Source organism: Nevskiales bacterium, assembly GCA_035574475.1.
Taxonomy (GTDB): Bacteria; Pseudomonadota; Gammaproteobacteria; order Nevskiales; family DATLYR01; genus DATLYR01.
Window position 1 is genome coordinate 1 of sequence record DATLYR010000113.1, and the last position, 24390, is coordinate 24390.

Annotated in this window: 23 protein-coding genes and 1 pseudogene; 13 read left to right on the forward strand and 11 right to left on the reverse strand. The window is 67.4% G+C overall.

Annotated features, from left to right (window positions below; genetic code table 11):
• Positions 1–182: 182 nt before the first annotated feature.
• Positions 183–536, reverse strand: a complete 354-nt coding sequence (locus tag VNJ47_06640; GenBank protein HXG28506.1) for an addiction module antidote protein — start codon at positions 534–536, stop codon at positions 183–185.
• Positions 537–594: 58 nt separating this feature from the next.
• Between VNJ47_06640 and VNJ47_06645 the strand changes: the two genes are divergently transcribed.
• Positions 595–1788 (forward strand): ATP-binding protein, encoded by a 1194-nt coding sequence (locus tag VNJ47_06645; GenBank protein HXG28507.1) that lies wholly within the window; start codon positions 595–597, stop codon positions 1786–1788.
• Between the two features lie 31 nt (positions 1789–1819).
• Here VNJ47_06645 and VNJ47_06650 read toward each other — a convergent pair whose 3' ends face one another.
• The gene (locus VNJ47_06650) at positions 1820–2536 is read right to left on the reverse strand and encodes a DUF4197 domain-containing protein (protein HXG28508.1); all 717 of its coding nucleotides are present in this window, start codon (positions 2534–2536) and stop codon (positions 1820–1822) included.
• A gap of 121 nt (positions 2537–2657) precedes the next feature.
• Between VNJ47_06650 and VNJ47_06655 the strand changes: the two genes are divergently transcribed.
• On the forward strand, positions 2658–3104 hold the full coding sequence (locus tag VNJ47_06655; protein ID HXG28509.1) for an SRPBCC family protein: 447 nt from the start codon (positions 2658–2660) through the stop codon (positions 3102–3104).
• 15 nt (positions 3105–3119) lie between these two features.
• On the opposite strand, the gene VNJ47_06660 is transcribed toward VNJ47_06655, so the two are convergent.
• The 3 genes and pseudogenes from VNJ47_06660 to VNJ47_06670 all read right to left on the reverse strand — a co-directional run bounded on the left by VNJ47_06660 (position 3120) and on the right by VNJ47_06670 (position 5065).
• Complete coding sequence (locus VNJ47_06660) at positions 3120–3302, reverse strand: rubredoxin (protein HXG28510.1); 183 nt, start codon at positions 3300–3302, stop codon at positions 3120–3122.
• 219 nt (positions 3303–3521) lie between these two features.
• Positions 3522–4529, reverse strand: a pseudogene (locus VNJ47_06665) (alkane 1-monooxygenase).
• Between the two features lie 89 nt (positions 4530–4618).
• On the reverse strand, positions 4619–5065 hold the full coding sequence (locus VNJ47_06670) for an RDD family protein (protein HXG28511.1): 447 nt from the start codon (positions 5063–5065) through the stop codon (positions 4619–4621).
• A 368-nt stretch (positions 5066–5433) separates the two neighbouring features.
• Here VNJ47_06670 and VNJ47_06675 point away from each other — a divergent pair, with 368 nt between their 5' ends.
• From VNJ47_06675 to VNJ47_06710, 8 genes are all read left to right on the forward strand, one after another.
• Positions 5434–6402, forward strand: a complete 969-nt coding sequence (locus VNJ47_06675; GenBank protein ID HXG28512.1) for an NAD-dependent epimerase/dehydratase family protein — start codon at positions 5434–5436, stop codon at positions 6400–6402.
• A gap of 136 nt (positions 6403–6538) precedes the next feature.
• Positions 6539–7312: an alpha/beta hydrolase gene (locus VNJ47_06680; GenBank protein HXG28513.1), complete on the forward strand. Its 774-nt coding sequence runs from the start codon at positions 6539–6541 to the stop codon at positions 7310–7312.
• Between the two features lies 1 nt (position 7313).
• A complete protein-coding gene (locus tag VNJ47_06685) occupies positions 7314–8000 on the forward strand; it encodes a CPBP family glutamic-type intramembrane protease (GenBank protein HXG28514.1) in 687 nt (228 codons plus the stop codon).
• 73 nt (positions 8001–8073) lie between these two features.
• Positions 8074–8430 (forward strand): hypothetical protein, encoded by a 357-nt coding sequence (locus VNJ47_06690; GenBank protein ID HXG28515.1) that lies wholly within the window; start codon positions 8074–8076, stop codon positions 8428–8430.
• Positions 8431–8493: 63 nt separating this feature from the next.
• Entirely contained in the window at positions 8494–9903 is a 1410-nt protein-coding gene (locus VNJ47_06695) for a TolC family protein (GenBank protein ID HXG28516.1), read from the forward strand.
• The gene (locus VNJ47_06700) at positions 9896–11380 is read left to right on the forward strand and encodes an efflux RND transporter periplasmic adaptor subunit (protein HXG28517.1); all 1485 of its coding nucleotides are present in this window, start codon (positions 9896–9898) and stop codon (positions 11378–11380) included. The genes VNJ47_06695 and VNJ47_06700 overlap by 8 nt, the downstream gene beginning before the upstream one ends.
• Positions 11377–14598, forward strand: a complete 3222-nt coding sequence (locus VNJ47_06705; GenBank protein ID HXG28518.1) for an efflux RND transporter permease subunit — start codon at positions 11377–11379, stop codon at positions 14596–14598. Before VNJ47_06700 ends, VNJ47_06705 begins: the two co-directional genes overlap by 4 nt.
• Before the next feature lie 82 nt (positions 14599–14680).
• On the forward strand, positions 14681–14893 hold the full coding sequence (locus VNJ47_06710; GenBank protein ID HXG28519.1) for a hypothetical protein: 213 nt from the start codon (positions 14681–14683) through the stop codon (positions 14891–14893).
• Between the two features lie 4 nt (positions 14894–14897).
• Here VNJ47_06710 and VNJ47_06715 read toward each other — a convergent pair whose 3' ends face one another.
• The gene (locus VNJ47_06715) at positions 14898–15482 is read right to left on the reverse strand and encodes a DNA-3-methyladenine glycosylase I (GenBank protein ID HXG28520.1); all 585 of its coding nucleotides are present in this window, start codon (positions 15480–15482) and stop codon (positions 14898–14900) included.
• A 169-nt stretch (positions 15483–15651) separates the two neighbouring features.
• Here VNJ47_06715 and VNJ47_06720 point away from each other — a divergent pair, with 169 nt between their 5' ends.
• Positions 15652–15960: a DUF962 domain-containing protein gene (locus tag VNJ47_06720; protein ID HXG28521.1), complete on the forward strand. Its 309-nt coding sequence runs from the start codon at positions 15652–15654 to the stop codon at positions 15958–15960.
• Between the two features lie 90 nt (positions 15961–16050).
• Here the strand turns inward: VNJ47_06720 and VNJ47_06725 are convergent, their stop codons facing one another.
• The 5 genes from VNJ47_06725 to VNJ47_06745 form a co-directional block, all read right to left on the reverse strand.
• Positions 16051–17499, reverse strand: a complete 1449-nt coding sequence (locus VNJ47_06725) for a glycosyltransferase family 39 protein (GenBank protein HXG28522.1) — start codon at positions 17497–17499, stop codon at positions 16051–16053.
• 5 nt (positions 17500–17504) lie between these two features.
• Entirely contained in the window at positions 17505–19298 is a 1794-nt protein-coding gene (locus VNJ47_06730) for a glycosyltransferase family 39 protein (GenBank protein HXG28523.1), read from the reverse strand.
• An 8-nt stretch (positions 19299–19306) separates the two neighbouring features.
• Positions 19307–19630: a lipid-A-disaccharide synthase N-terminal domain-containing protein gene (locus VNJ47_06735; GenBank protein ID HXG28524.1), complete on the reverse strand. Its 324-nt coding sequence runs from the start codon at positions 19628–19630 to the stop codon at positions 19307–19309.
• 28 nt (positions 19631–19658) lie between these two features.
• On the reverse strand, positions 19659–20384 hold the full coding sequence (locus VNJ47_06740; protein HXG28525.1) for a glycosyltransferase family 2 protein: 726 nt from the start codon (positions 20382–20384) through the stop codon (positions 19659–19661).
• Positions 20385–20476: 92 nt separating this feature from the next.
• The gene (locus VNJ47_06745; GenBank protein ID HXG28526.1) at positions 20477–22183 is read right to left on the reverse strand and encodes a glycosyltransferase family 39 protein; all 1707 of its coding nucleotides are present in this window, start codon (positions 22181–22183) and stop codon (positions 20477–20479) included.
• A 183-nt stretch (positions 22184–22366) separates the two neighbouring features.
• Between VNJ47_06745 and VNJ47_06750 the strand changes: the two genes are divergently transcribed.
• Both VNJ47_06750 and VNJ47_06755 read left to right on the forward strand, forming a co-directional pair.
• The gene (locus VNJ47_06750; protein HXG28527.1) at positions 22367–23818 is read left to right on the forward strand and encodes a DUF945 family protein; all 1452 of its coding nucleotides are present in this window, start codon (positions 22367–22369) and stop codon (positions 23816–23818) included.
• A 51-nt stretch (positions 23819–23869) separates the two neighbouring features.
• The coding region (locus VNJ47_06755) for an FAD-dependent oxidoreductase (protein ID HXG28528.1) at positions 23870–24390 on the forward strand (521 nt) is incomplete at its 3' end.

The window sequence follows — 24390 nt, forward strand, 5'->3', positions numbered from 1 at the left end:
CCGGCCGATTTCAGCCAGCTCAGCCATTACGCCCGCCGCAAGCTGCGCTCCATGCAGCGTCGGCCCACACTGGCGACCGCCTTCTGGAAACAGGCGGAACTGCCCTTGTAACCATTCAACCATTTATGCAAGGCTCAATAATAGACCTGCCGAGACCAAGCAACGCGACCCCTGAGCCTGCATTAATCGGTTTTCGCGTGCGGCTTTTGTAACCCTTGCCGCCTGCTTCGCGCGATCCGTTTTGCGGCCGGAGTCACCATGACCCGCACGCCCAGCGAGTGCAGAACCTTGTCCACAGTGGCAAAGCTGGGATTGGCACTACCGCCCAGAGCCTTGTAAAGGCTTTCCCTTCCGAGTTTTGTCTCGCGCGCAATCCGCGACATGCCGCGCGCACGGGCAACGGTGCCCAGCGCGGCGATGAATTCTGCGTCACTGCCGCTCGCGATGGCGTCGTTCAGGTAAGCAGCAATCGCCTCCGGCTTGTGGAGGTGCCTGGCGGCGTCGGCACAGGCGCTATTGGGCCCGCCTGCCGGCAAGTCTTGCGTTACTCATCATATTGAGTAAAATTACTCAACATGTTGAGTAATTAGTAATGTGACGTACCAGCGCGCGCAAGCGAAGATCCTGAGCCGGCGGCTGCATGAGCCGCGGCGCTTCCTGCAGGTAGTGGCCGGGCCGCGGCAGGTCGGGAAGACCACGCTGGTGCAACAGGTGACGGAGGCCTGCGGTTTGCCCGTGCGCTTCGCCAGTGCCGACGAGCCCGCCCTGCGCGGAGCCGCCTGGATCGCTCAGCAATGGGAGGCGGCGCGGCTCGAGGCCCAAGAAGCGGGTCGCCGCGGTGCGGTGCTGGTGCTGGACGAAATCCAGAAAATTCCAGGCTGGTCGGAAACGGTCAAACGACTGTGGGACGAGGATACGCGAACCCGCCGCCCGCTCAAGGTGCTGATACTGGGTTCCGCCCCGCTGCTGATCGCTGACGGACTCACAGAGAGCCTGGCCGGCCGCTTCGAGATGCTGCATTTGCCGCACTGGTCGTTTGCGGAGATGCACGAGGCCTTCGGCTGGTCGCTGGAAGAATATGTTTTCTATGGCGGATACCCGGGTGCGGCGCCGCTCATCCGCGAGCCGAAGCGCTGGACCCGTTATGTACTCGATTCCCTGATCGAAACCTCGATTTCCCGCGACGTGCTACTGCTTACGCGCGTGGACAAGCCGGCGCTGCTGCGACGCGTGTTCGAGCTGTCCTGCCGCTACTCGGGGCAGGTGCTGTCCTATACCAAGATGTTGGGACAGCTTCAGGACGCCGGCAACGTAACCACGCTGGCACATTATCTGGACCTGCTCAGCGGGGCGGGTCTGGTACGTGGGCTGCCGAAATACACAGGTGATGTGGCGCGGCAGCGCGGTTCCAGTCCGAAACTTCAGGTGCTCAACACAGCGCTGCTGAGCGCACAGTCCGGCCTGAGCCTGAAACAGGCGCGCACAGACCCGTCGTTTTGGGGGCGCCTGGCCGAGTCGGCGGTTGGCGCACATCTGGCTAATGCAGCGGCGGTGGGCGAATGTGCGCTGTACTACTGGCGCGAGCGACAGCATGAGGTGGACTTCGTGGTCGAGTCGGGTCGTCGGCTAACGGCCATTGAGGTCAAAAGCGGTTACGTGCCCCGTGTTCATGGCGGCATCGAGGCTTTTGGTGCTGCGTTCAAACCGAAACGGACATTGTTGGTTGGCGGCGACGGCGTAGAGCTGGAGCAGTTTCTCGCCAAACCTGTGGGGCATTGGGTCGAGTAAGCCGGCTCGCGTGCCGACGAGTTATTCGCTCTTAACCTCGCTCGCCACCAAACACCCGCCGCAGCAGCTCGGTCGTGCGCGCGAGCGGCTCTTCGCGGATGCGCTTTTCTTCCTCGGCCAGCGTGGTGAACAGCGCGGCCAGGGCGCGGTCGGTGACATAGGCGTCGATGTCCTGCGCCGACAGGTCGGCGCCCGGCAGCAGCGTGCCGAGCTTGCCGAGCATCTCCTTATAGCGACGGGTGACGCCGACCGCGTCGGTGGCCTGCGCGACCCTGGGCCGGAATTTCGCGCTGAGTGCGGTGCTGGTTTTGTCACGGAAATACACGGTGGCGGCGTCGTCCGGCCCGCGCAGGATGCCGCGCGCATCGCTGAGCGTCATGTCGCGGATCGCGGCGCCGAAGATCGCGGCGGCCTCCGGCACCGCCTGCTCGGCGGCGCGGTTCAGGCTTAGGTGGAAGGCATCCACCTTGTCGCCCTGCCCGAGCTGGCGCAGCGCGCTTTCGGCCTTGCGCAGTTTCTCCGGCAACGGGATGCGCAACGCGGGGTTGCGCCAGAAGCCGTCGGTGCGGCCGATGCGCGTGACAGCGCGCTCGGTGCCGGTGGCCAGTGCCTCCTTAAGACCCGCCGTGATCTCGGCCTCCGACAGTGTGCCCGTGCCACCGAGCGCCTCGGTGACCTGCTTCAGGTTGAGGCTGTTGCAGGCGGCGAGCATGGGGAGCAGCAGCACGAGGGTGAAACGGACCGGCATGGCGATACCCTGTGGATGGGCCTGAGCGGATTATGCGGCAGCCGGGCGGCTGTCGAATCGGGGGAGTGTCGTTCGACTATAGGGCAGAATCCCTCATCACTGGCCCAACAAGGAGATTGCCATGCCTGGCAGCACCATCCGCCTTCACCGCGTCCTGCGCGCACCGCCCGAGCGCGTGTATCGTGCGTTTACCGAGGCCGACGCCATGTGCAAGTGGCTGCCGCCCAATGGTTTTACCGGCAAGATGCACCAGATGGACCTGCGGGTCGGCGGCAGCTACCGGATGTCGTTCACCAATTTCAGCACCGGCAAGAGCCACGCCTTCGGCGGGGCTTATATCGAGCTGGTGCCGGGTGAGCGCATCCGCTACACGGACAAGTTCGAGGACCCGAACCTGCCGGGTGAGATGCAGACCACGGTGAGCCTGAAGAAAGTGTCTTGCGGCACCGAGCTGCACATCGTGCAGGAAGGCGTGCCCGAGGTGATCCCGGCCGAGGCCTGCTACCTCGGCTGGCAGGAATCGCTGGTGCTGTTGGCGAAGCTGGTCGAGCCGGAGATTCCGGATTAGCGCAAACGGGGCGGGTTACTGCTTGCCCGCCACCGGCACGAAGTCCACTTTCTCGCGCACCGCGCAGTCCGGGCAGGGCCAGTCGTCCGGGATCTGCGACCACTGCGTGCCGGGCGGGAAGCCCTCGCGTTCGCAGCCGACGCTTTCGTCGTAGATGTAGCCGCAGTCGGTGCACTGGAATTGTTTATGTGTGGGCACGGCCCCCGCCTGCGCCGCGCCCGCCTTGACGCGTTCGCCCGGGAACAGCTCCGGCCGACCGTCGTCGAGTCTGGCGCCCATCCATTTCTTCAGCAGCGCCTCGCGCTTGGGCGGGTGGAGGCTGGCGCGGGTGAGGTCGCCCTTGTAGTGCTTGACCACCAGCGGGTCCATCTGCCGGAACCACAGCCAGGGCACGTAGGCGATCAGGATCATCGCCGCGTAGCCGGTCGGCAGCTGCGGGCTGTCGTCGAAGTGGCGCAGCGCCTGGAAGCGGCGTGTCGGGTTGGCGTGATGGTCGGAGTGCCGCTGCAGCTGGTACAGGAACAGGTTGGTGATGATGTTGTTGCTGTTCCAGGAATGCGCCGGCGTGCAGCGCTCCCAGCGCCCGCTCGGCTCCTTCTGCCGCGCAAGTCCGTAGTGCTCGAGGTAGTTCACCACTTCCAGCAGCGAGGCGCCGTAGAGCGCCTGCAGCAGCAGGAAGGGCAGCGCCGCCCAGCCGAGCCAGGCCGTGATCGCGCCAAAGAAAATCACCGTCATCGCCCAGGCCTGCAGGTTGTCGTTCTCCAGGCTCAGCACGCGCTTGCCCTTGCGATGGAGTCGCTCCTTCTCGATGTTCCAGGCGGAGCGCAGGCTGCCGATCATGGTGCGCGGCAAAAAGGCCCAGAAGCTCTCGCCCATCTTCGAGCTGGCCGGATCCTCCGGCGTGGCCACGTTCTTGTGGTGGCCGCGATTGTGCTCGACGTAGAAATGCCCGTAGGCCACCGGCGCCAGCGTCAGCTTGGCCAGCCAGCGCTCGAAGCCGTCTTTCTTGTGGCCCAGTTCATGCGCAGTGTTGATGGCGATGCCGTTCGCGGTGCCCACGGTGAAAATGAGGCCCACCAGGTGCCAGAGCGGAACATCGGCCTGCACCGCGAGCCAGGCGCCCCAGACGGTGACGGCAAACTGGGTGGGGATGTAGGCATAGACGATGGCGCGGTAGTAACGGTCGTTCTCCAGCCCGGCCACGGCCGACTCGGGCGGATTGGTCGGGTCCGTGCCGATCAGCCAGTCGAGCAGCGGGATCAGCACGTAAAGAATGAGCGGCCCGCCCCAGGCCCACAGACCGAAGCCGGTCGTCTGGTAAAGATAGAGCGCGAGCCCCACCAGCACGGGGATGCAGGGGCTGAGCAGCCACAGGTAACGCTTGCCGTCGATCCAGGGAGTTGCTGCTGTCGCCGTGCTGTCCATGGCCTGCCCCGCGTCTTATTTAGGGTCGCCGGGCGGCGACCCTGATGTGCCGGAGTATAGCCCTTGAACGTTCGTTTAACAGCCCGGGCTCAGCGCTGCTCCGGCGCGCGGATGACGACGGTGCCGGCCAGCTTGTCGTGCCAGCCCTGCTTGCGCTTGTCCCAGCCGACCCACAGCAGTCCCAGGCCGAAGGGGATGGTGGAAACGAAGTAGCCGAGGTAGCGGACGATGAACTGGCCGGTGCTGGGCCTGCCCAGCGTGTTCGCGTCCACGATGACGGCGTTGATCACCATCTTGCCCGGCGTGGCCGAGCGGTAGGCCCAGAACACGAGTACCGCCACCGCCGGGAAGATCCACTCCAGCAGGATCTGCATGCTGCCCAGCGCGCGGGCCGGGTTGAAATATTCCTTGCCGACCAGTGCCAGCGCCACGGGCACGATCACCATCATGAGCAGGATGGTATCGATGAGGCTGGCGCCGACCCGCGCCCAGAAGCCGACGTACTGCACGGGCGTGGCAGGGATCGCGGGTTCCATGGGTCTGCCTCCGGTGTCTGGCTGAATCTATAGCACTCATTCAGGCGCGGCGGGAACTTTGCTAGGGTGGTGTTCCGAAAATATCCTTCGTCGTTCCGGACAAGCCGACAGTTTTCTGTCGCCCCGGCGGAAGCCGGGGCCCAGTGCCTTTGAAAAGGCGGGCGCGTTCCAGAATCCAGAACCTTAACAAGGCACTGGATGCCGGCTTCCGCCGGCATGACGATCTAAAGAGTCTTGCGGAACAGCACATCAGGGTGGCCGCATGGGGGGGTTGAGTTCAGCGTGAGTACGCGGCTGGCGGCGCCGGTGTATCGTCTGGTGTTCGCCAACCGGCACCGCAAGCTCAGGCACTGGTACGGGGGGAAGTGATGGCCACGGCATTCGTCACCGGCGGCTCGGGCTTCGTCGGCCGCAACCTGATCCGGCACCTCAAGGCGCGCGGCGAGACGGTGCGCGCGCTGGCGCGCTCGGAGGCCGCGGCCGCAGCCGTGCGGGCGGCGGGCGCACAACCGGTGCGCGGCGACCTCGAGGATTTCCGCGCGCTGCGCGAGGGCCTGTCCGGCTGCGAGGTGGTGTATCACGCCGCGGCCGAGGTCAGCGAGTGGGGCCCGCGCGAGCGCTTTCACCGGGTGAACGTGGTCGGCACGCAGAACCTGCTCACCGCCGCGCGCGCGGCGGGCGTGAAGAAGTTCGTGCACGTCAGCACCGAGGCGGTGCTGTGCGACGGCTCGCCGCTGAGGAACGTCAACGAGGGCCGCCCGCTGCCGGCGCGGCCGCTGCCGCGCTATCCGGAAACCAAGGGCCTGGCCGAGAAGTACGTGCTCGAGGCTAACAGCCCGCAGATGGAAACCGTGGTCGTGCGCCCGCGGCTGATCTGGGGCGCGGGCGACACCACGCTGCTGCCGCAGCTCATCGAGGGCGTGCGCACGGGCCGCTTCATGTGGGTGGATGGCGGCAGGTTCCTGACCTCGACCACGCACGTGGACAACGTCTGCGAAGGCCTGCTGCTGGCGGCCGAGAAGGGCCGCGGCGGGCAGGTGTACTTCGTCACCGACGGCGCGCCGATCCCGTTCCGCGAGTTCATCACCGCGCTGTTCGCGACCCAGGGCGTGGACCCGGGCGACAAGACCATCCCGCATTTCCTCGCGCTCGCCTTTGCCGCCGCCTGCGAATGGCTGTGGGAGACCTTCAGGCTGAAGGGCCGGCCGCCGGCCACGCGCATGGCGGTGCGCCTCGGTGGCGAGGAAGTGACGGTGGACGACAGCAAGGCGCGACGCGAGCTGGGCTACGTCGGCCGCGTGACGCGCGAGGCCGGCCTGGCGGCAATGCGAAGGTAAGAGCGTGACAAGATAACAGGATTGACAAGATGCTCAGGCAAGCCAGGCGCACGGGTTTTCCAGAACCCGAAAAAGCCCAACCTGTTAATCCTGTGCATCCTGTTTATCCTCTCCATTCTTCATTCGAGGAAGCGCCATGGACCTCCAGCGTCCGCCCATCGTGATGATTCACGGCATGTACGCCACCGGCCGCGTGTGGCGCAACTGGCAAGGCTTCTTCGAGCGCGCCGGCTTCCAGGTGCACACACCGACGCTGCGCCTGCACGACGTGGCTCCGGAAGCGCCGCCGCCGGAAGGCCTCGCCACCCTGAGCGTGGCCGATTACGTGGCCGATCTGGAGCGCTACATCCAGGCACTCGGCGAAAAGCCCGTCCTGTTCGGGCATTCGATGGGCGGACTGCTGGCGCAGCTCCTGGCGGCGCGCGGCCACGCCCGCGCGGCGGTGCTGGTGACGCCGGCGCCACCGGCAGGCATCAACGCGATCAAGCCGCGGCCGCTGCTGACTTTCATCCGCATCCTCAGCCGCTGGGGCTTCTGGCGCAAGCCGCACCGGCCGACGCGCCGCGCCGCCGACTTCGGCATGTTCAACCGGCTGGAGAAACGCGTTGCGGACGAGGAATACGCCGGCTTCGTGCATGAGTCCGGCCGCGCGCTGTTCGAGATCGCGTACTGGTGGCTGGACCGCCGCCACACGACGCGGCTGGATTTCGCCGCCATGCCCTGCGACCTGCTGCTGCTCGGCGGGCAGGATGACGGCACGGTGGCGGCCAGCGTGGTGCGCGCCACCGCCAGGCGTTACGGCGCGCGTGCGACCTACCTCGAGCTGCCGGGCCATTCGCATTTCCCGATGTCCGAGCCGGGCTGGGAGCAGGTGGCGCAGCGCTGCCTGGACTGGTTGAAGGCGCGCTAGTTTGACCGCCCCCACCCCCACCCTCCCCCATCGAGGGGGAGGGAGCTTACGCACGACGGGCGCGATTCTGGTTTACGTCGCGCTCGTGCTGGGCGTGGATGCGCTCGCCTACCTGGAAGTCGCCTGGCCGTTCGAGTGGAAGGTCTTCCGCTGGGTCTGGGGCGACGTCGAGATCTTCAAGCTGCTGTTCTGGCTGTTCATCCCGCTGGCGTTCTGCTGGCGCAACCTCGACCGCGGCTGGTATGGCATCGCGCGCTGGCGCGCCGGCGATGTCATCCTGCTGATCGTCGTTGCCGGCGTCGGCGGCTTGCTGTTGCTGCTGATTCCGCTGGTGCCGGAGCTGCGCGAGGGTTATACCGGCATCGGCGCGCTGTCGGCCGCGGTCAAGCGCGAGTTCGTGATCGGCATTTCGATTTGGACGCTCACTTGGCTGCCGGGCTGGGAATTCCTGCTGCGCTACGTGCTGCTGCGCGCGGTCGCGGCGCAATGGCCGCGCTACGGCTGGTGGCTGGTGCCGCTGGCGGAAGGCCTATACCACTTGCAGAAGGCCTGGCCGGAAACCCTGGCCGCGGTGCTGTTCTCGGCCGTGCTGAGCTGGTGGGCGCTGCGCCGCCGCAACGGCCTGCTGCCGCTGGTTGCGCACCTGATCATCGAGATCGAGCTGATCGCGCTGATGCTGATGTGGTGAGCGGGGTTCCGCCCGCCGCCATTGGCGGCCGTCCTTGTGGAACCGGGCTGCCGGCGCTAAAGTCCAAGCCGTCATGAAACGGCTGCGCAAAGCCCTGAGCCTGCTGCTGGGTGCGGTCCTGTTGGTCCAGGGTTATGCCCTGTCCGCGGCGCCCTTGCCCGCAGACACGAGCAAGCCGGTGGCCAGTCTCGCCGCCGACATGCCCTGCCACGGGGCAGCGGACCAGACGGCCGATAATGCCGACGCCGCCTGCTGTGGCAGCGACTGCCCGGACATGACTGCCTGCCTGCTGGGCCAGCTGGCGGTCACGGCCTGCTTTGCCTTCGAGCCCTCCCGCGCGCCGGGCGAAAGACCCGACGCAGGCCCGTCCACGCTGCTGATCCAGCCACCCGCCGCCCTGCTGAGACCTCCCATCGCGCTCCACGGTTGATCGCGCCGCGGCGCGCTTGCGCCGCTGTTCCGGGCCCTTGTGGGCTCACCGTGGAGACGAGACATGAGCAATTCCATACGCCGCGCCTGCGCGCGGCTGCTGCTGGCGCTGGCGGGCATCCCGTGGCTAGCGCCCGGCGTCACGCAGGGCGCGGAACCGCTGGGCATGCATGAAGCCTCGCAGCTGGCGCTGCAGCATCAGCCCCTGCTGGACGGCCTGGCCGCGCAGAACCGGGCCGCGCGCGAGGCGGCCGTCGCCGCGCGCCAGCTGCCGGACCCGCAGCTGGTCGCCGGCGTCGCCGACCTGCCCGTCAACGGCGACGACGCCTATTCGCTGCAACGGGATTCCGACACCCAGCTCCAGCTGGGGCTGATGCAGGAATTCCCGCGCGCGGAGAAGCGCCGCCTGCGCGGCGAACAGGTCGAGCGCGAGGCGGAGCGCCTGCTGGCCGAGCGGCATCTCACCGAGCGCGCCATCCGCCGCGACACGGCGCTGGCCTGGCTGGAGGTCTGGCGTTACCTGCAACTGCGGGCACTGCTGGACGCCAGCCTGCGCGAGGCCGAAGCCCAAGCCCAGTCCGCTGAGATCAATTACCGCAGCGGGCTTGCCACGCTGGCCGAGGTGCTCGCGGCGCGCGTCAGCCAGGCGCGCCTGCAGGACGAGGTCGCGGCAGCGGAGCAGAGCATCACGCATGCGCGCAACCTGCTGTCACGCTGGATCGGTGATGCCGCGTGGCGGCCGCTGGCCGCGGCGCCGCCGGCGCCGCCCGCCGATCCCGCGCTGGAGGCCGCCTTGCAGCGCCTGCGACGGCATCCGCATCTGGCGGAACTGCGCGCGCGCATCGCTGCCGCCGACACCGGCACCGCCCTGGCCAGGGCCGAGTACCGGCCCGACTGGCGGGTGGAGTTCGGCTACGGCTACCGGCCCGCGTTCTCCGAGATGCTCATGCTGCGAGTCGGCGTGGACCTGCCGGTGTTTACCGGGCAGCGGCAGGACCGCCGCCTGGCCAGCGCCCTGGCCCAGCGCGAAGCGGCGGCAGCGGCACTGGCGGACGGCCTGCGCCAGCACGAGGCCGAGCTGCGGCTCAACCTCGAGGATCGCGCGCGCCTGCACAGGCGCCTGCAGTACTACGACGAACAGCTGCTGCCGCAGGCGCGCCAGCGTACCGAAGCGGCGCTGGCCGGCTGGCGCGCAGCACGCGGCACGCTGGCCCAGGTGCTGGAGGCGCGCCGGGCCGAACTGGATCTCGCCATGTCGCGCCTCGACCTCGTACACGATGCCGCCGCCCATGCCGTGCAACTCGAGTATCTCGGCGCCTACGACGGCGAAGGAAGCTCTGATCAATTCCTTCGTCATTCCGGCGCAAGCCGGAATCCAGCGACTTTCAAGGCACTGGACCCCGGCTTTCGCCGGGGTGACGAATTAATCACAGAGATTCCCGAAGTCGCCGGTTTGGAGAACAGCCATGAATAGGAAGCACATTCCGATCGCCGCCGTCGTGCTGCTGATCAGCGTCGCGGCCGGCAGCTGGCTGGCGCGGCAGCACGACGGCAGGCCCGCGTCGCGCGCCGGGCACCAGCACCTGCTGCTGCCGCGAACCGACGCGCAGGGCAAGGTCTACTACAGCTGTCCCATGCATCCGCAGGTGCGGCAGGACGAGCCGGGCAACTGCCCGATCTGCGGTATGAAACTGGTCAAACGCGAGCAAGCCGTTGCGTCCCCCTCCCCCGGCCCCTCCCCACAGGGGGGAGGGGAGAAAACCATCCTCTACTGGTATGACCCGATGAAGCCGGAGGTGCACTTCGACAAGCCGGGCAAGTCGCCCTTCATGGACATGGAGCTGGTGCCGAAGTACGCCGAGACCGCCGGCGCCGGGGTCGTGGAAATCGATCCGCGCATGGCGCAGAACCTGGGCATGCGCACCGCGGCCGTCAGGCGCGGGACGTTCTGGCAGCGCATCGATGCCACCGGCGCGGTGGCGATCGACGAACGCCGGATCGTGGCCGTCGAGGCCCGCACCGCCGGCTGGATCGAGCGCCTGGCTGTGCGCGCCATCGGTGACCCGGTCCGTCGCGGCCAGGTGGTGGCCGGCGTGTACTCGCCCGAGCTGTTTGCCACGCAGCAGGAACTGGCGCTGGCACAGAAGCTGGGAGACCCGGCCCTGGTCGAGGCCGCGCGCACCCGGCTCAGGCTGCTGGGCGGCGGCGACCGCGACGCCGCGAGCCCGCAGCCGCGCGTCGCCATCCACGCGCCGCAAGCCGGCGTGGTGACCGAGCTGCGGGTGCGCGAGGGCGCGCAGGTCACGCCCGGCATGCCGCTGATGATGCTGGCCGACCTGTCGCGGGTCTGGATCGTGGTGGCCGTGCCGGAGGCGCAGGCCGGCTGGGTGGCGACGGGCAAACCGGCGGAGGCGCGGCTCAGGGCGCTGCCGGGGCGGGTATTCGAGGGGCGCGTGGATTACGTCTATCCGTTGCTCGACGCCGAAACGCGCACGCTCCGGCTGCGCCTGGTGTTCGACAATCCCGACGGCGCGCTGAAGCCCGGCATGTATGCCGAGGCCACGGTTTTCGGCGGCGCCCGGCGCGAGGTGACGCTGGTGCCCACCGAGGCGGTGATCCGCAGCGGCGAGCGCAGCATGGTGATCGTCGCCGAAGCCGCCGGCCGCTACCGGCCGGTCGAAGTCAGGATCGGCGCGGAACGCGCCGGCGAGAGCGAAGTGCTGGAGGGTCTGGTGCCGGGACAGCAGGTGGTGGTGTCCGGGCAGTTCCTGATCGATTCGGAAGCGAGCCTGGTCGGGGCCTACCGGCGCCTCGCGCCCCCTTCTGACGCCCTCCCACTCGGGGCGGGGGCACGAAACGCAGTTCCCTCTACCCATGAGGGAGATGACACACCCAAAGAAGCCCTCTCCCCCCCTGCGGGGGAGGGTCAGGGTGGGGGGGCCGGACAGTGATCGCGAAGCTGATCCACTGGAGCGTGCACAACCGCTTCCTGGTGCTGCTGGCCACCGCGCTGCTGACGGCCTGGGGCCTGTACGCCACGGCCAACACGCCGCTGGACGCCATTCCCGACCTGTCCGACACGCAGGTGATCGTACGCACCGTGTATCCGGGCCAGGCGCCGCAGGTGGTCGAGGACCAGGTCACCTATCCCCTGACCACCACGCTGCTGTCGGTGCCGCAGGCCAAGACCGTGCGCGGCTACTCGCTGTTCGGCGAGAGCTTCGTTTACGTGCTGTTCGAGGACGGCGTGGATCTCTACTGGGCGCGCTCGCGCGTGCTGGAGTACCTATCGCAGGTACAGGGGCGGCTGCCGTCCACGGCCCGCGCCGCGCTGGGCCCGGATGCGACGGGCGTCGGCTGGATCTACGAGTATGCGCTGGTGGACCGCAGCGGCCGCAACGACATCAGCCAGCTGCGCGCGCTGCAGGACTGGTTCCTGAAGTATGAGCTGAAAAGCCTGCCGAACGTGGCCGAGGTCGCCACGATCGGCGGCTTCAACCGGCAGTACCAGATCGTGCTGCAGCCGGACCGCCTGCGCGCCTACCGGCTGCCGCTGGAGACGGTGATCGAAGCGGTCCGCAAGGCCAATGGCGAGACCGGCGGCTCGGTGCTGGAACTGGCCGAAGCCGAATACATGGTGCGCGCGCGCGGTTATCTGAAGTCGCTCGATGACTTCCGCGAGATTCCCGTGGGACTGGGCGACAGCGGCACGCCCATCCTGCTGCGCGACGTGGCCAGCGTGCAGCTGGGCCCCGAGACGCGGCGCGGCATCGCGGAACTCGACGGCGAGGGCGAGGTGGTCGGCGGCGTCATCGTGCTGCGCTCCGGCGCGAACGCGCGCAGCACCATCCAGGCGGTGAAGGCCAGGCTGGACACGCTCAAGGCCAGCCTGCCCGCGGGCGTCGAGATCGTCGAGACCTACGACCGCTCGGCGCTGATCGACCGCGCCGTGGCGAACCTCTCGCACAAGCTGCTGGAGGAATTCCTGGTCGTGGCGCTGGTGTGCGCCGCCTTTCTCTGGCATCTGCGCTCGGCGCTGGTTGCCATCATCACGCTGCCCATCGGCATCCTCGCGGCGTTTGTCGTGATGCATGCCCAGGGCATCAACGCCAACATCATGTCGCTGGGCGGCATCGCCATCGCGATCGGCGCGATGGTGGACGCCGCCGTGGTCATGGTCGAGAACGCGCACAAGAAGCTGGAGCAGTGGCGGCACAGCTCCCACCCTTACCCTCCCCCACCAGGGGAGATGGAAGACGGGTTGACACCCTCCCCCTCGATGGGGGAGGGCAAGGGTGGAGGTGAGCCGGATGCCGCGACGCGGCTGCGGCTCATCGCCGAGGCCGCCGCCGAAGTCGGCCCGGCGCTGTTCTTCTCGCTGCTGATCATCACGCTGTCCTTCGTGCCGGTCTTCACGCTGGAGGCGCAGGAAGGGCGGTTGTTCGCGCCGCTCGCCTACACCAAGACCTACGCGATGGCGGCGGCGGCGGGCCTGTCGGTGACCCTGATTCCGGTGCTGATGGTGGTTTTCATCCGCGGCCGCATCGTGGACGAAACCGCCAACCCGCTGAACCGCATCCTCATCGCCGCGTACCGGCCCGTGATCCAGGTGGTGCTCAAGCATCCGCGCAGCACGCTGGCGATCGCGGCGCTGGCCGCGCTCTCCGCGCTGTGGCCGGTCTCGCGCCTGGGCAGCGAGTTCATGCCGCCGCTGGACGAGGGCGATCTGCTTTACATGCCGACCGCGCTGCCCGGCCTGGCGGTCGGCAAGGGCGCGCAGCTTCTGCAGCAGACGGACCGGATCATCAGGACTTTCCCGGAAGTGCAGCGCGTGTTCGGCAAGATCGGCCGCGCGGAGTCCGCCACCGACCCGGCGCCGCTGGAGATGGTCGAGACCACGATCATGCTCAAGCCCAAGTCCGAGTGGCGACCGGGCATGACGACCGAGGCGCTGATCGAGGAAATGGATGCGGCGCTGAGAATCCCGGGCCTGGGCAATGTCTGGGTGCAGCCGATCCGCAACCGCATCGACATGCTGGCGACCGGCATCAAGTCGCCGGTGGGCATCAAGATCGCCGGCCCGGACCTGGCGGTGATCCAGCGGATCGGCAGCGAGATCGAGGCGGCAGTGAGAACCGTGCCCGGCACGGCCTCCGCGTTCTCGGAGCGCGTCTCGGGCGGGCGCTACATCGAGATCATTCCGGATCGCGTCGCCGCCGCGCGCCACGGCATGAGCATCGAGGACGTGCAGCGCGTCGTGAGCCTCGCCATCGGCGGCGAGAACATCGGCGAGACGGTGGAAGGCCTGCAGCGCTTCCCGATCAACCTGCGCTATCCGCGCGAGCTGCGTGACTCGGTGCAGGACCTGCGCGAGCTGCCGCTCGTCACGATGCGCGGCGAGACGCTCACGCTCGGCAGCATCGCCGAGATCAGAATCACGGATGGCCCGCCGATGATCAAGTCGGAAAACGCGCGGCCGAACGGCTGGATCTACGTGGACATCCGCGGCCGCGACCTGGGCGGTTACGTGGCCGAGGCCCGGCAGGCGGTGGCGCAGGCGGTGCGGCTGCCACCGGGCTATTCGGTGAGCTGGTCCGGGCAGTTCGAGTACCTCGAGCGCGCCACCCGGCGTCTGCAGGTCGTGGTGCCGCTCACGCTGTCGATCATTTTCCTGCTGCTGTACCTGGCCTTCCGCAGCACGGCCCCGGCCGTGCTCATCATGACCACCCTGCCCTTTGCGCTGGTCGGCGGCTTCTGGCTGATCTATGGGCTGGGCCATCACCTGTCGGTCGCCAGCGGCGTCGGCTTCATCGCCCTGGCCGGCGTGGCGGCGGAGTTCGGCGTGGTGATGCTGATCTACCTGGACAATGCCATCCGCGAGCACGAAGCGAATGGCCGGATGCGGAACCTGGCCGACTTGCGCGAGGCGATCATGGACGGCGCGGTGCTGCGCGTGCGGCCCAAGGCCATGACCGTGGCCGTCATCATCGCCGGGCTGCTGCCGCTGTTCGTCGGCGCCGGTACCGGCAGCGAGGTGATGCAGCGCATCGCCGCACCGATGATCGGCGGGATGGTCACCGCGCCGCTGCTCTCGATGGTGGTGATTCCCGCGGCCTATTTCCTGATCAGGGCGCGGCGGCTGCCGCGGGCGCGGCCACGGTCCGCGTAAGCCTGGCTGGGCTAAATCATCCATCGTGGCCGGCCGGCAGTCCAGGCTATGCTCACCCCAAAGCTTTATTGAGGGTGACCATATGCTGCCCAAAGGCCTGTACGACGCGCTGCCGTGGCTGTATATGGCGATGGGCGCCACCGTCACGGCCCTGCTGGAAAGCGATCTCAAGTACCTGCCGGCCGCGCTATTCGTGACCGCCGGCGTGCTGGTGCTGCTGTACCGGAGTGCCAGCCGCAAAGTCGCTGCCCGTGCCGCCGCGCGCCTGCGCCCCGAGCAGCGCCGGGCGCACTGAGCACTCAGCCGCCTTGCAGCTCGCGGTGGCGGAAGCAGCTCACCAGATGGTCATTGACCATGCCGGTGGCCTGCATGTGCGCATAGACGATCGTTGAGCCGACGAAGCGGAAGCCGCGCTGTTTGAGGTCCTGGCTGATCGTATCCGACAGCGGCGTGCGCGCCGGGATCTGCTTGAGCGATGTCCAGCGGTTCTGGATCGGCCGGCCGTCCACGAAACCCCAGATGTAGCGGTCGAAACTGCCGAATGCCTCCTGCACCGCGAGAAAGGCGCGCGCGTTGCTGACCGCGGATTCCACTTTGAGCCGGTTGCGCACGATGCCGGGGTTGGCGAGCAGTTTCTCGATGCGTTTGGCCGTGTAGCGCGCCACCTTTTCCGGGTCGAAGCCGTCGAAGGCGCGCCGGTAGTTCTCGCGCTTGTGCAGGATCGTGGACCAGGACAGACCCGCCTGCGCCCCTTCCAGTACGATGAACTCGAACAGCCTGCGGTCGTCGTGCACCGGCACACCCCATTCCGTGTCGTGGTAGGCGATGTACTGGGGGCTGACCTGCGACCAGGCGCAGCGCGACAGGGGGGGTTTCGTCGACATCGGTGGGGTTTTCGCTTGGCCCGCGCCAACCCTAGCAAAAGTCCGCCCGCGGCAGCCAGTTATACATATTTTGCTTTATTTTCAATAGATTAACGTTGCACCAAAATGGGGTTTGTCCCCCCTCGGCTGGCGGGTCTATACTGGCCGCGACCCCCAAAGACCCCCGGCCATGAGCGAGACGACCTACAAGACCTTTGCCGACTTCTACCCGTTCTACCTGGCGGAGCACAGCGACCGGACCTGCCGGCGCCTGCACTTCATCGGGTCGACGCTGGTGCTGTTCGTGCTGGTCTATGTCATCGCCACCGGCAACCTGCTGGCGCTGCTGCTGGCACCGGTGTTCGGCTACGGGTTCGCCTGGGTCGGGCATTTCTTCTTCGAGCACAACAAGCCGGCCACCTTCAAGTACCCGTTCTACAGCTTTGTCGGCGACTGGGTCATGTACAAGGAGATCCTGACCGGCAAGATCCGGTTCTGAAAGCCGGATAACGCATTCCAACAACAACAAATCCCTCCTCCTCGAAATTCTGGGGCCGCCTTCACCGGCGGCCCATTTTTTTGCCCCGGATCAGCCACTGCCGCTGAGGTAAATGCCCATGTCCTGCCACTGACCGCGACGCTCCGCCGCGCCTGCGCCACAATCGTGTGCGGCCTGCTCGAAGAGGGCCCTGGCCTGATCCTTCACGATCCAGAGCCTGGGCGCTGCGGCGGCGAGGCGCCGACAGATTTGCGGGATGTCCCCGGGCTCGCGGAACCGCAGCGTAACCAGCGGCGCATGCAGATACAGGTGCAGACCATAGCGGGCCGTGCGGTCGATGAACACAATCTCGACCGGCCGAACCGTGCCGATCGCCTGCCGGATCTCCGCGGCGAACGGGGCTGCATTGTGTTCATAGGGGAAACGGTCGCTGCCGGCCTTGAGTGCCAGCAGCAGCACGACCCACAGCGCCAGCGCTCCACGCTGCCATGCCGTCCACCGCAGGTCCTGCAACTCGCGCGCCGACAACAGTGACAGAGGCACGAACAGCGGCAGGATGTAGAGCGTGAGCCTGGAGCTCGACAGCATGAAGATCAACAGCGGTAGCAGGACCCAACATGTCAGTAACCAGCCAGCGGGCCGGGGCGCCGAGCGCGCCTTGCGCCAGTCGCCGGAGCGCAGTTGGCGGAATGCGGGCGGCAGGATGGCGAGGACCCATGGAAAACCGCCGCCCAGCAATCCGGGCAAATACAGGGTCAGCCCCTTGTACCACTCGCTGTTATGGAATTGATCGGAGGTCACCCGGGCGACGATTTCGTGTCCGATGAAATACGACAGCAATTCGGGCCGGCTGCCGATGACCGCTCCATACCAGCTGAGTCCGACCAGCGCAAACAAAAGCAGGCCTGATCCGGAAAACAGCATCCGCACACTGCCGGCGCCGCGCGCGCTCCACAGGAAAACCACGCAGGCCAGCAGCGGCAGCAGACCCGGCGGGCCCTTGGTCAGGAAGGCCAGACCATAGCCCAGCCACATCAGCAACAGCCAGCGCCGGCGGTCGGCCGGACCAGGACTCTGCCAGGCCGTGATAAAGCCGAACATCGCCAGGGTTTCCCAGAGGGTCAGCAAGGTGTCGGTGGTCAGCGTGTTGGCTGCCATGAAGGGCATGGGTGAGGTCGCATAGATGAGTGCGGGCAGCCAGGGTTTGCCGGGCAGCAGGCGGCGCCCGAGCCCATAGACCAGCAGGCCCGTGAACACGAAGGCCAGCGCGTGCGCGGCGCGCGCCGCCCACTCGTTGTAACCGAACAGGCGAATGCCACTGGCGATGGCCCAGTAGGTCAGCGGGGGTTTGGTGAAGTGCGGATGGCTCGGTGCCATCTGCGGCATCAGCCAGTCGCCGGTGCGCAACATTTCCAGCGCCACGTTGGAATAGCGCCCTTCGTCCGGATCATAGATGCCGCGGCTGCCCTGGAACGCAAACGCCAGCAGGAGCAGAAGCGGCAGCAGCCATCGCAGATCGTTGGAGATGCTGACGGGCATGCCGGCTAAGGGTGCTCGCGGGTTTCATCGGTCGTCGGCGTCGTCGTGATCGGGTCACTCCCGGGCATTCGCGTGGTCCAGCGGGTGTATGGGCCGTTCGTTCGGCAGAAGTCCGGGAGTGGCTGACGCAGCGCGCTTACCCGGGCCAAGACCCAGTATTCGCCATGCCAGCGGCCGAGATTCACCAGCGCCGGGTCGTCGAAGCAGGGCTTCTTCTTCAGTTGCTGGCGGCTGACCAGGAGCGCCGCGCCCGGATGCGTGCCCAGCCAGTCGATGCCCGCCGCCAGCTCGTTGGCGGTCTGAGGGTGATAGCCGAAATGAGTGACCGGACGATCGGCCTGCAGGATGAACTGCTCGGCGTAGTCCACGATGGCCAGCGCTTCATTCTGGTCCAGATGCGCGGCCACGGTTTGCATGAGTCCACGGCCGGAGCGCGAATCGTTGAACCAGGGCGCGGCCCACCAAGCGTAAATCTGCCAGAAGCCGAACAGCAGCAGTAGCAAAGCCAGCCCGCCGCGGGCAGGCCGCATGAACAGGGCAGACAACAGCCCGATCACGCCCATTGCGGCGAATAGCGGGACCGGACTCCGTTGCAATTCCGCCAGGGACTCGGCCACGGCCGGCGGCGGCTTCAGCTGGAGCAGCGCCGCCAGCCCGAGCAGCAGCAGCGACAGCACCAGTGTCGCCGTGAATCCCAGCCGCTGAACCGCAGGTCGCTGCCACAATGCCGGCAGAAACGGCGCGCTAGCCAGCGCCAGCGCCGGCAGCGCCGGAAGAATGTACAGCCCGCGCTTGCCCGCGCTGCAGCTGAAGAAAACCAGTACCAGGCCGACATAGCCCAACAGCAGCAGGATGCGCGCATCCCGTTCGCGCAGGCGCTGCCGCCATGCGACCGCCAGCCACGGCAACAGCAGAACCAGCGGCAGCCAGAACAGCGGGATGACCTCGACAAAGTAAAACCAGGGCGGCTTGGGATGCGCCCAGCCATCGGCGTAACGATCTACCGTCTGATGAAACAGCAAGTCGTTGCGGTACTCGGCCAGGGCCGGGTCGTCGCCGTGGCTTGTCGCCCACAACATCGGTGCGAGCCACAGCGAGATCGTCGCCACGAACAGCAATCCGCCAAGCAGCCAGTGCCCCGGGCCGCCACGCAGCGCCGGCAGGCCAGGCCAGCCGCGCCAGCGCGCATAGCCGTAAGGCAACAGGAGCAGGAGGGGCAGAAACCCCACAGCCTTGGTGATCACCCCGAAACCCATGGCGATGCAGGCCGTCCAGAACCAGCACCAGGCCGGTCCCAGCAGCAGATGCCGAAGCAGGCCGCAGAGGCCGAGCACGATCCAGAAGCATTCCAAGGCGTCGATTTGCGCCGTGCGCGCCTGGTCGGTGAATTGCACGGTGAACAACAGCGCAGCCGTCCCGAACAGTGCGGCACGCGGCGTCCACAAGCGGCGCCCCACGTCATAAACGAGCGCAAGAATGCCCAATGCGGCCAGCAGGCTCGGCAGGAGGAACGCATGCCGCAGCGATCCGGTCAGCCAGTAGAACACCGCGATCGTCCACATGAACAACGGCGGTTTGTCCGGGTACAGCTCGCCGGCGCGATGCGGGATCAGCCAGTCGCCGAACCACACCATGTCACGCGCGATCAGCGCGAAGCGCGGTTCGTCGGCAGGCCAGGGATCGCGCAAGCCTATGCCGGCACCCAGCATCAGCAGTGCAATGGCAAACAGCAGCCACAGCCCGCGCCGGGAGTCGGCGGTCAGGTGAACGGCGCGGCGGGAAGGATCAGGCGCAGACAAGCGGGGCGCTAGTATGGCCGCGCTCCGGAGGGCATCTTGACAGTCTGCCGCCTCGTGTCGAGATAAAGGTTATAGGCGGCGACGGAGAAAGGGAACAGGTTCGACAGGATGCCGACCGAGTCGTTTTTCCCGAAAACAAAATAGGCCAGCAACAGCAGGCTGCCGCTGATGCTCATATACCAGAACAGGCGGGGCACCACCGGCCGGCCCCAACGGCGCGAGGCCTGGACCTGCACCAGCCAGCGGCCGGCGAACAGCGCGACCCCGGCGTAGCCCACCAGCTTCCATGGCGTGACCACCAGCGCGTGATACTCGAACAGGATCTGATTCACCGTCCCTCCTGAAGTTTGCCGTGCCGGCCTACAGCTCGCGCACCTTGCCGGGCAGACGCGTTCTTCTGATGAGCCACATCACGCCAGCCAGATCCGCCAGACCGACCCACAGACGGTTGTGCAGACCGTACTTGGAGCGGCCATTCAGCCGCGGACGATGGCGGACTTCGACCTGGATCACTTGGCCGCCATGCCGGCGCACCAGCGCGGGCAGGAAACGGTGCATATGGTCAAAATAGGGCAGAAGGAAAAAACCGTCGCGAGAAAACAGTTTCAACCCGCAACCCGTGTCGGGCGCTTCGTCTGCCAGTAACCGGCTGCGCACCGCATTGGCGATTCGCGAGGACAGGCGTCTGAGCCAGCTGTCGTGCCGGTGTTTCCGGTAGCCCGCCACCAGGAAAGGTTCCGACACCGGCGCCTGCCGGCGTGCTACCTCCAGCAGCCTGGGGATGTCGGCCGGGTCGTTCTGGCCATCGCCGTCCATGGTGACGATCCACCGTCCCCAGGCCGCTTCGACCCCGGTGTAGATGGCGGTGCTCTGCCCGCAGGGACGGGGATGTTGCAATATGCGCAGCGCATCGCAGCCCTGCTGCCTAACCCGAAGCAGGCGCTCGACCGTGTCATCGGTGCTGCCGTCATCCACGTAGATGATCTCGTATTCGACCCGGCCGTCGAGCGCGGCCCGAGTCTCGCGAATCAGCGGCTCGACGCTATCAGCCTCGTCCTTGACGGGTATGACGATGGAAACGTCCACGGCGGGCGGTCTCCGGCCTGACATGGATGGATGCCTGACACGGCGGAGACGGATTCTGAGGGGGGGCACATCAACGATTCGTCAAGAGAACGTTATCGATCCGGCATCATGCGGTACCTGAGCAGCGCCACCGCCCGTCCACCGCTCGCGGCATCCCGGTACAAGAGATCGGCCTGCAGGTGCGCCGGCAGCCCGGCCAGGCTGCGGGTGGGGGCGATCAGCACCAGTTGCCCGGCCGGCGAGCCCGCCAAGGCCGCATCCAGCTCATCAAGCCGGGTCAGTGGCATGATCGGCTGCCGCAGCAGGTAGACGAAAAGCTCAGGGCTGCAACGCCAAGCCGCGACCGGCGCACCGCCGACGCGTGCCCGTTCAACCGCGGCGGCGAGCTCGACGCTCGTGTCACGTTCCTGCTGGAGCTGCGAGCGTGTGCCGCCCAGCCCGACCAGCGCGAATCCCAGCATCAGGGCGGAAGCGAGCACATGCGCGACGGGTGTCAGGCTTGCCTCGCGGCTGGCACGTGCGGCGGCCAACCACAGACCGAGCATCGCTGCGAACGCGGGGACCAGTTCCGGCGGCATGCCGTGCGTGCCCGCAACGCTGCGATACAGCCCGTACCCAAGCCCAGCGACCGCGGCCGTGCCGGCGCTGGCCAGCAGCAGGCGTCCGACAAACAGGGCGCCGGCTGGCCGCATCTGGTGCAGACCCCCGACCATCGCGGAGGCCAGCAACAGGCATCCGGGCATCAGCCCGGGGAGAAGATAATGTGAACGGTAGTGGTCGTTGAAGCTGAACAGGGCCACCATCGTGAGATACACGATGCCCAGCTGCAACGCATGCGCACGCGCCTCCTGGGGCAGCCTGCGCAGGGCCGGCAGCGCCGGCAGCAGCAGGGTCCAGGGCATGAACAGCTTTACCGTCGGGTGGTACAGATAGTACGGATTCGGCTCGCGGGCCCAGCGCTCGGTCAGCAGCGTGCCGCCGAGCTGGCTGTTCTCGAGTGTGCCGGGCGGCAGCAGGCGCTGCAGGGCGATCCACCACGGCAAGGCGATCAAACCCAGCGTCAGCAGCCCCGTGAGCGGTCTGAAACAGCGCAGTGCCCTGCCCCCGTCCATACGCTGTATCGCGCAGTAGACGGCGCCAGCCACCAGGAACATGCCTGGTATCTGCGGGCCCTTGGCGAGGATGGCGAGCGCATACGCCAGCCACATCCCGCGGACGAGCCACGCCTGGTGCGCGCTTCGATCCGGCAGCTGCTGTGCCGTAATGAACCCGGTCAGCCCCAGCGTGCACAGAAACGCATACAGCATTTCCGGACGGGCGTCAGCGGCATGGCTGATGTAGCCGTTGCTGGTCGCGAGCATGAGACCAGCCAGCAGGCCGGTTTCACGGCCGAACAGGCGCGCACCCAGCAGCAGCGCAAGAAGCACCAGGCCGACGCCCGCCAGCGCAGACGGCAGACGACCGTGCCAGGGCCGTACATGACTCTGGCCGCTCGCACGGGCCAGTGCCGCCGTGAGCCAGTAGTTCAGTGGAGGTTTGTTCAAGCGCGGGCGCTCGTTGAAATAAGGCACTATCCAGTCGTCGCGTTCCAGCATCTGCTGCGCGGTTTCGAGCACATAAGCCTCATGCACATCAACAGGCGCTTGCACGACGCCGCGCGCCGTGGAAAGTGCCGCCAGCGCGAGAACCAGCAGTAAAAGCCTGCGCCACCAGCCCGGCGAAGCCAGCCCGAGCCCGGCGATCGGCGCGAACGCCGCAGGCTGCGTCGAGAACGGCGTGGCTGGGCTCTTCGGGGTCATTTCCGCGATTGTCCACAGCCGTTGTCAGTAAAGCGTCAAGAAGCCGTCAGTCGCGGCTTCGCGACAGACATCAATCGCTGCGGACGCGGGCGCGACCCGGCCACGATTTGCGGGCCTTGATCAAACACTTATTATGGTGGGCAGCGGCCTGACCCATCAGGTCAGAAAAAATCGGGAGCTGCCATGGCGCGCAAACTGCTGCTGTTGATCCTGGTGCTGCTGGTCGGCGGCCTGCTGGCCGGCCCTTACCTGTTCGGCGCGCAGGCCGAGCGCCTGCACCGGCAGTTCGCGCAACAGCTCGCGCAGGGCCCGGCGACGGTCAAGCAATCGGAATTCTCCAGGGGCTGGCTCAAGTCCTCGGCACGCGACGTACTGGAGGTCTGCTCGCTCGCGGCCGGCTGCAGGGAAGTGGTGATCAGCTCGGTGCTGCATCACGGCCCGATCGCCTTCACCGGCATTCTCGACGGCGTGGCGCCGTTCGCCCCGGTGCAGGCGGTCATGCTGTCCAGGATGCGGCCCGCCGGCCTGTTCCCCGCGCTCAAGCCCGAATTGCCCGAGTTGACCATCACCACCGTGGCGGCGCTGGACGGCAGCGCGCGCGCGGTGCTGGAGATGCCGGCCAGCACGCATACCGCCGAGGGCAAGTCGGGGCCGGTCAAGCTCGCGCTCGGCGGGATCGGCGGTGAATTCACCGGCAGTACCGGCTCCGAGCGCGTGAGCGGCAACGCGCGCCTGGCCTCGCTCAAGCTGGAAGATGCCAGCGGCGCCTCGCTGGCGCTGACCGGCGTGGAGCTGCGCGTGGACGGTGAAGCGGGCGGCAGCGGTTTCGTCGGCATGATCGAGGAAAAGATCGCCGGTCTCACCGTCATGACCGCGCCGCAGGATCCGCAGCCGTTGGCGCTGAAGGGTTTCAGCCTCAGCCTCAACGCCGCCCGCGGCGGCGACGGCCTCGGGCAGAGTCAGTTCAAGGGCAGCATCCAGGGGCTGGCGGCCGGCGGGCGCGAGTACGGCCCGGCGGCGCTGGAGGGCGAAACCCTGCGCGTCAACCGCGTCGCCATGGCGCGCCTGCAGCGTGAAGTGAAGGCGCTGGAGGCGCAAAAGAAATCGCCGCAGGAGATTCTCGCCGCCTACCAGAAGGGCCTGCAGGAAGTGCTCGGCTCGCGGCCCGAGCTCAACCTCAAGTCGCTCAGCATCAAGGCACCGGAAGGCGAACTTCTGGCCAGTCTCAAGCTGGTCGGCGTGCCGCCGCAGGGCGAACTCGAGCTCAGCGCCTGGCTCAAGCTGCTGCAGGCCGAGTTCAGCCTGCAGATTCCTGCGGTGACGCTGTGGAACATCCTCGATGCGCAGTTGCAGCAGGCGGCGCACCAGGCCGCGGCCCGGAGCGGCCAGCCGGTCGCGCTGCCTTCGCAGGACGCGATCGGCGCCAAGGTGGACGAGCTGGTCAAGGCCAATGTCTTCGTGCCCAAGCTGGACGCCAACGCCTACACGCTGCAGGTCGCACTGCTGGAAGGGCGCCTGCTGGTCAATGGCCAGGAGAACCCGGCGTTCGGCAGCGTCCTACAGCTGATGAGCGCGCAGAAACAGACCCCGCCGCCGCCCGCGGCGGAGGTGCAGGAAGCCGCGCCCGCGCCGTAAAATAGCGCCCCTTTCGCTTCCGCCCGCGCCCGCGCGGGGACCGTCGTGAACATGCAGGCCCATTCGTATGACGTGATCGTGGTTGGTGGCGGCCATGCCGGCACCGAGGCCGCGCTGGCCGCGGCGCGCCTGGGCGCGCGCACGCTGCTGGTGACGCAGAGCCTCGAGACGCTGGGGCAGATGTCCTGCAACCCGGCCATCGGTGGTATCGGCAAGGGCCACCTGGTCAGGGAGATCGACGCGCTCGGCGGGCTCATGGCCCGCGCCGCCGACCGCGCCGGCATCCAGTGGCGCACCCTCAACGCCAGCAAGGGCCCGGCGGTGCGCGCCACGCGCTGCCAGGCCGACCGCCGGCTGTACAAGGCCGCGGTGCGCCAGGCGCTCGAGGCCCAGCCGAATCTGGACCTGTTCCAGTCCGAAGTTGCCGATCTCATCGTCGAGCACGGGCGCGCGGCCGGCGTGGTGACGCAGGCGGGGCTGAAGTTCCACGCCGCCAGCGTGGTGCTGACCGTCGGTACCTTCCTTGCCGGCCGCATCCACGTCGGCCTGACGAATTACGCCGGCGGCCGCGC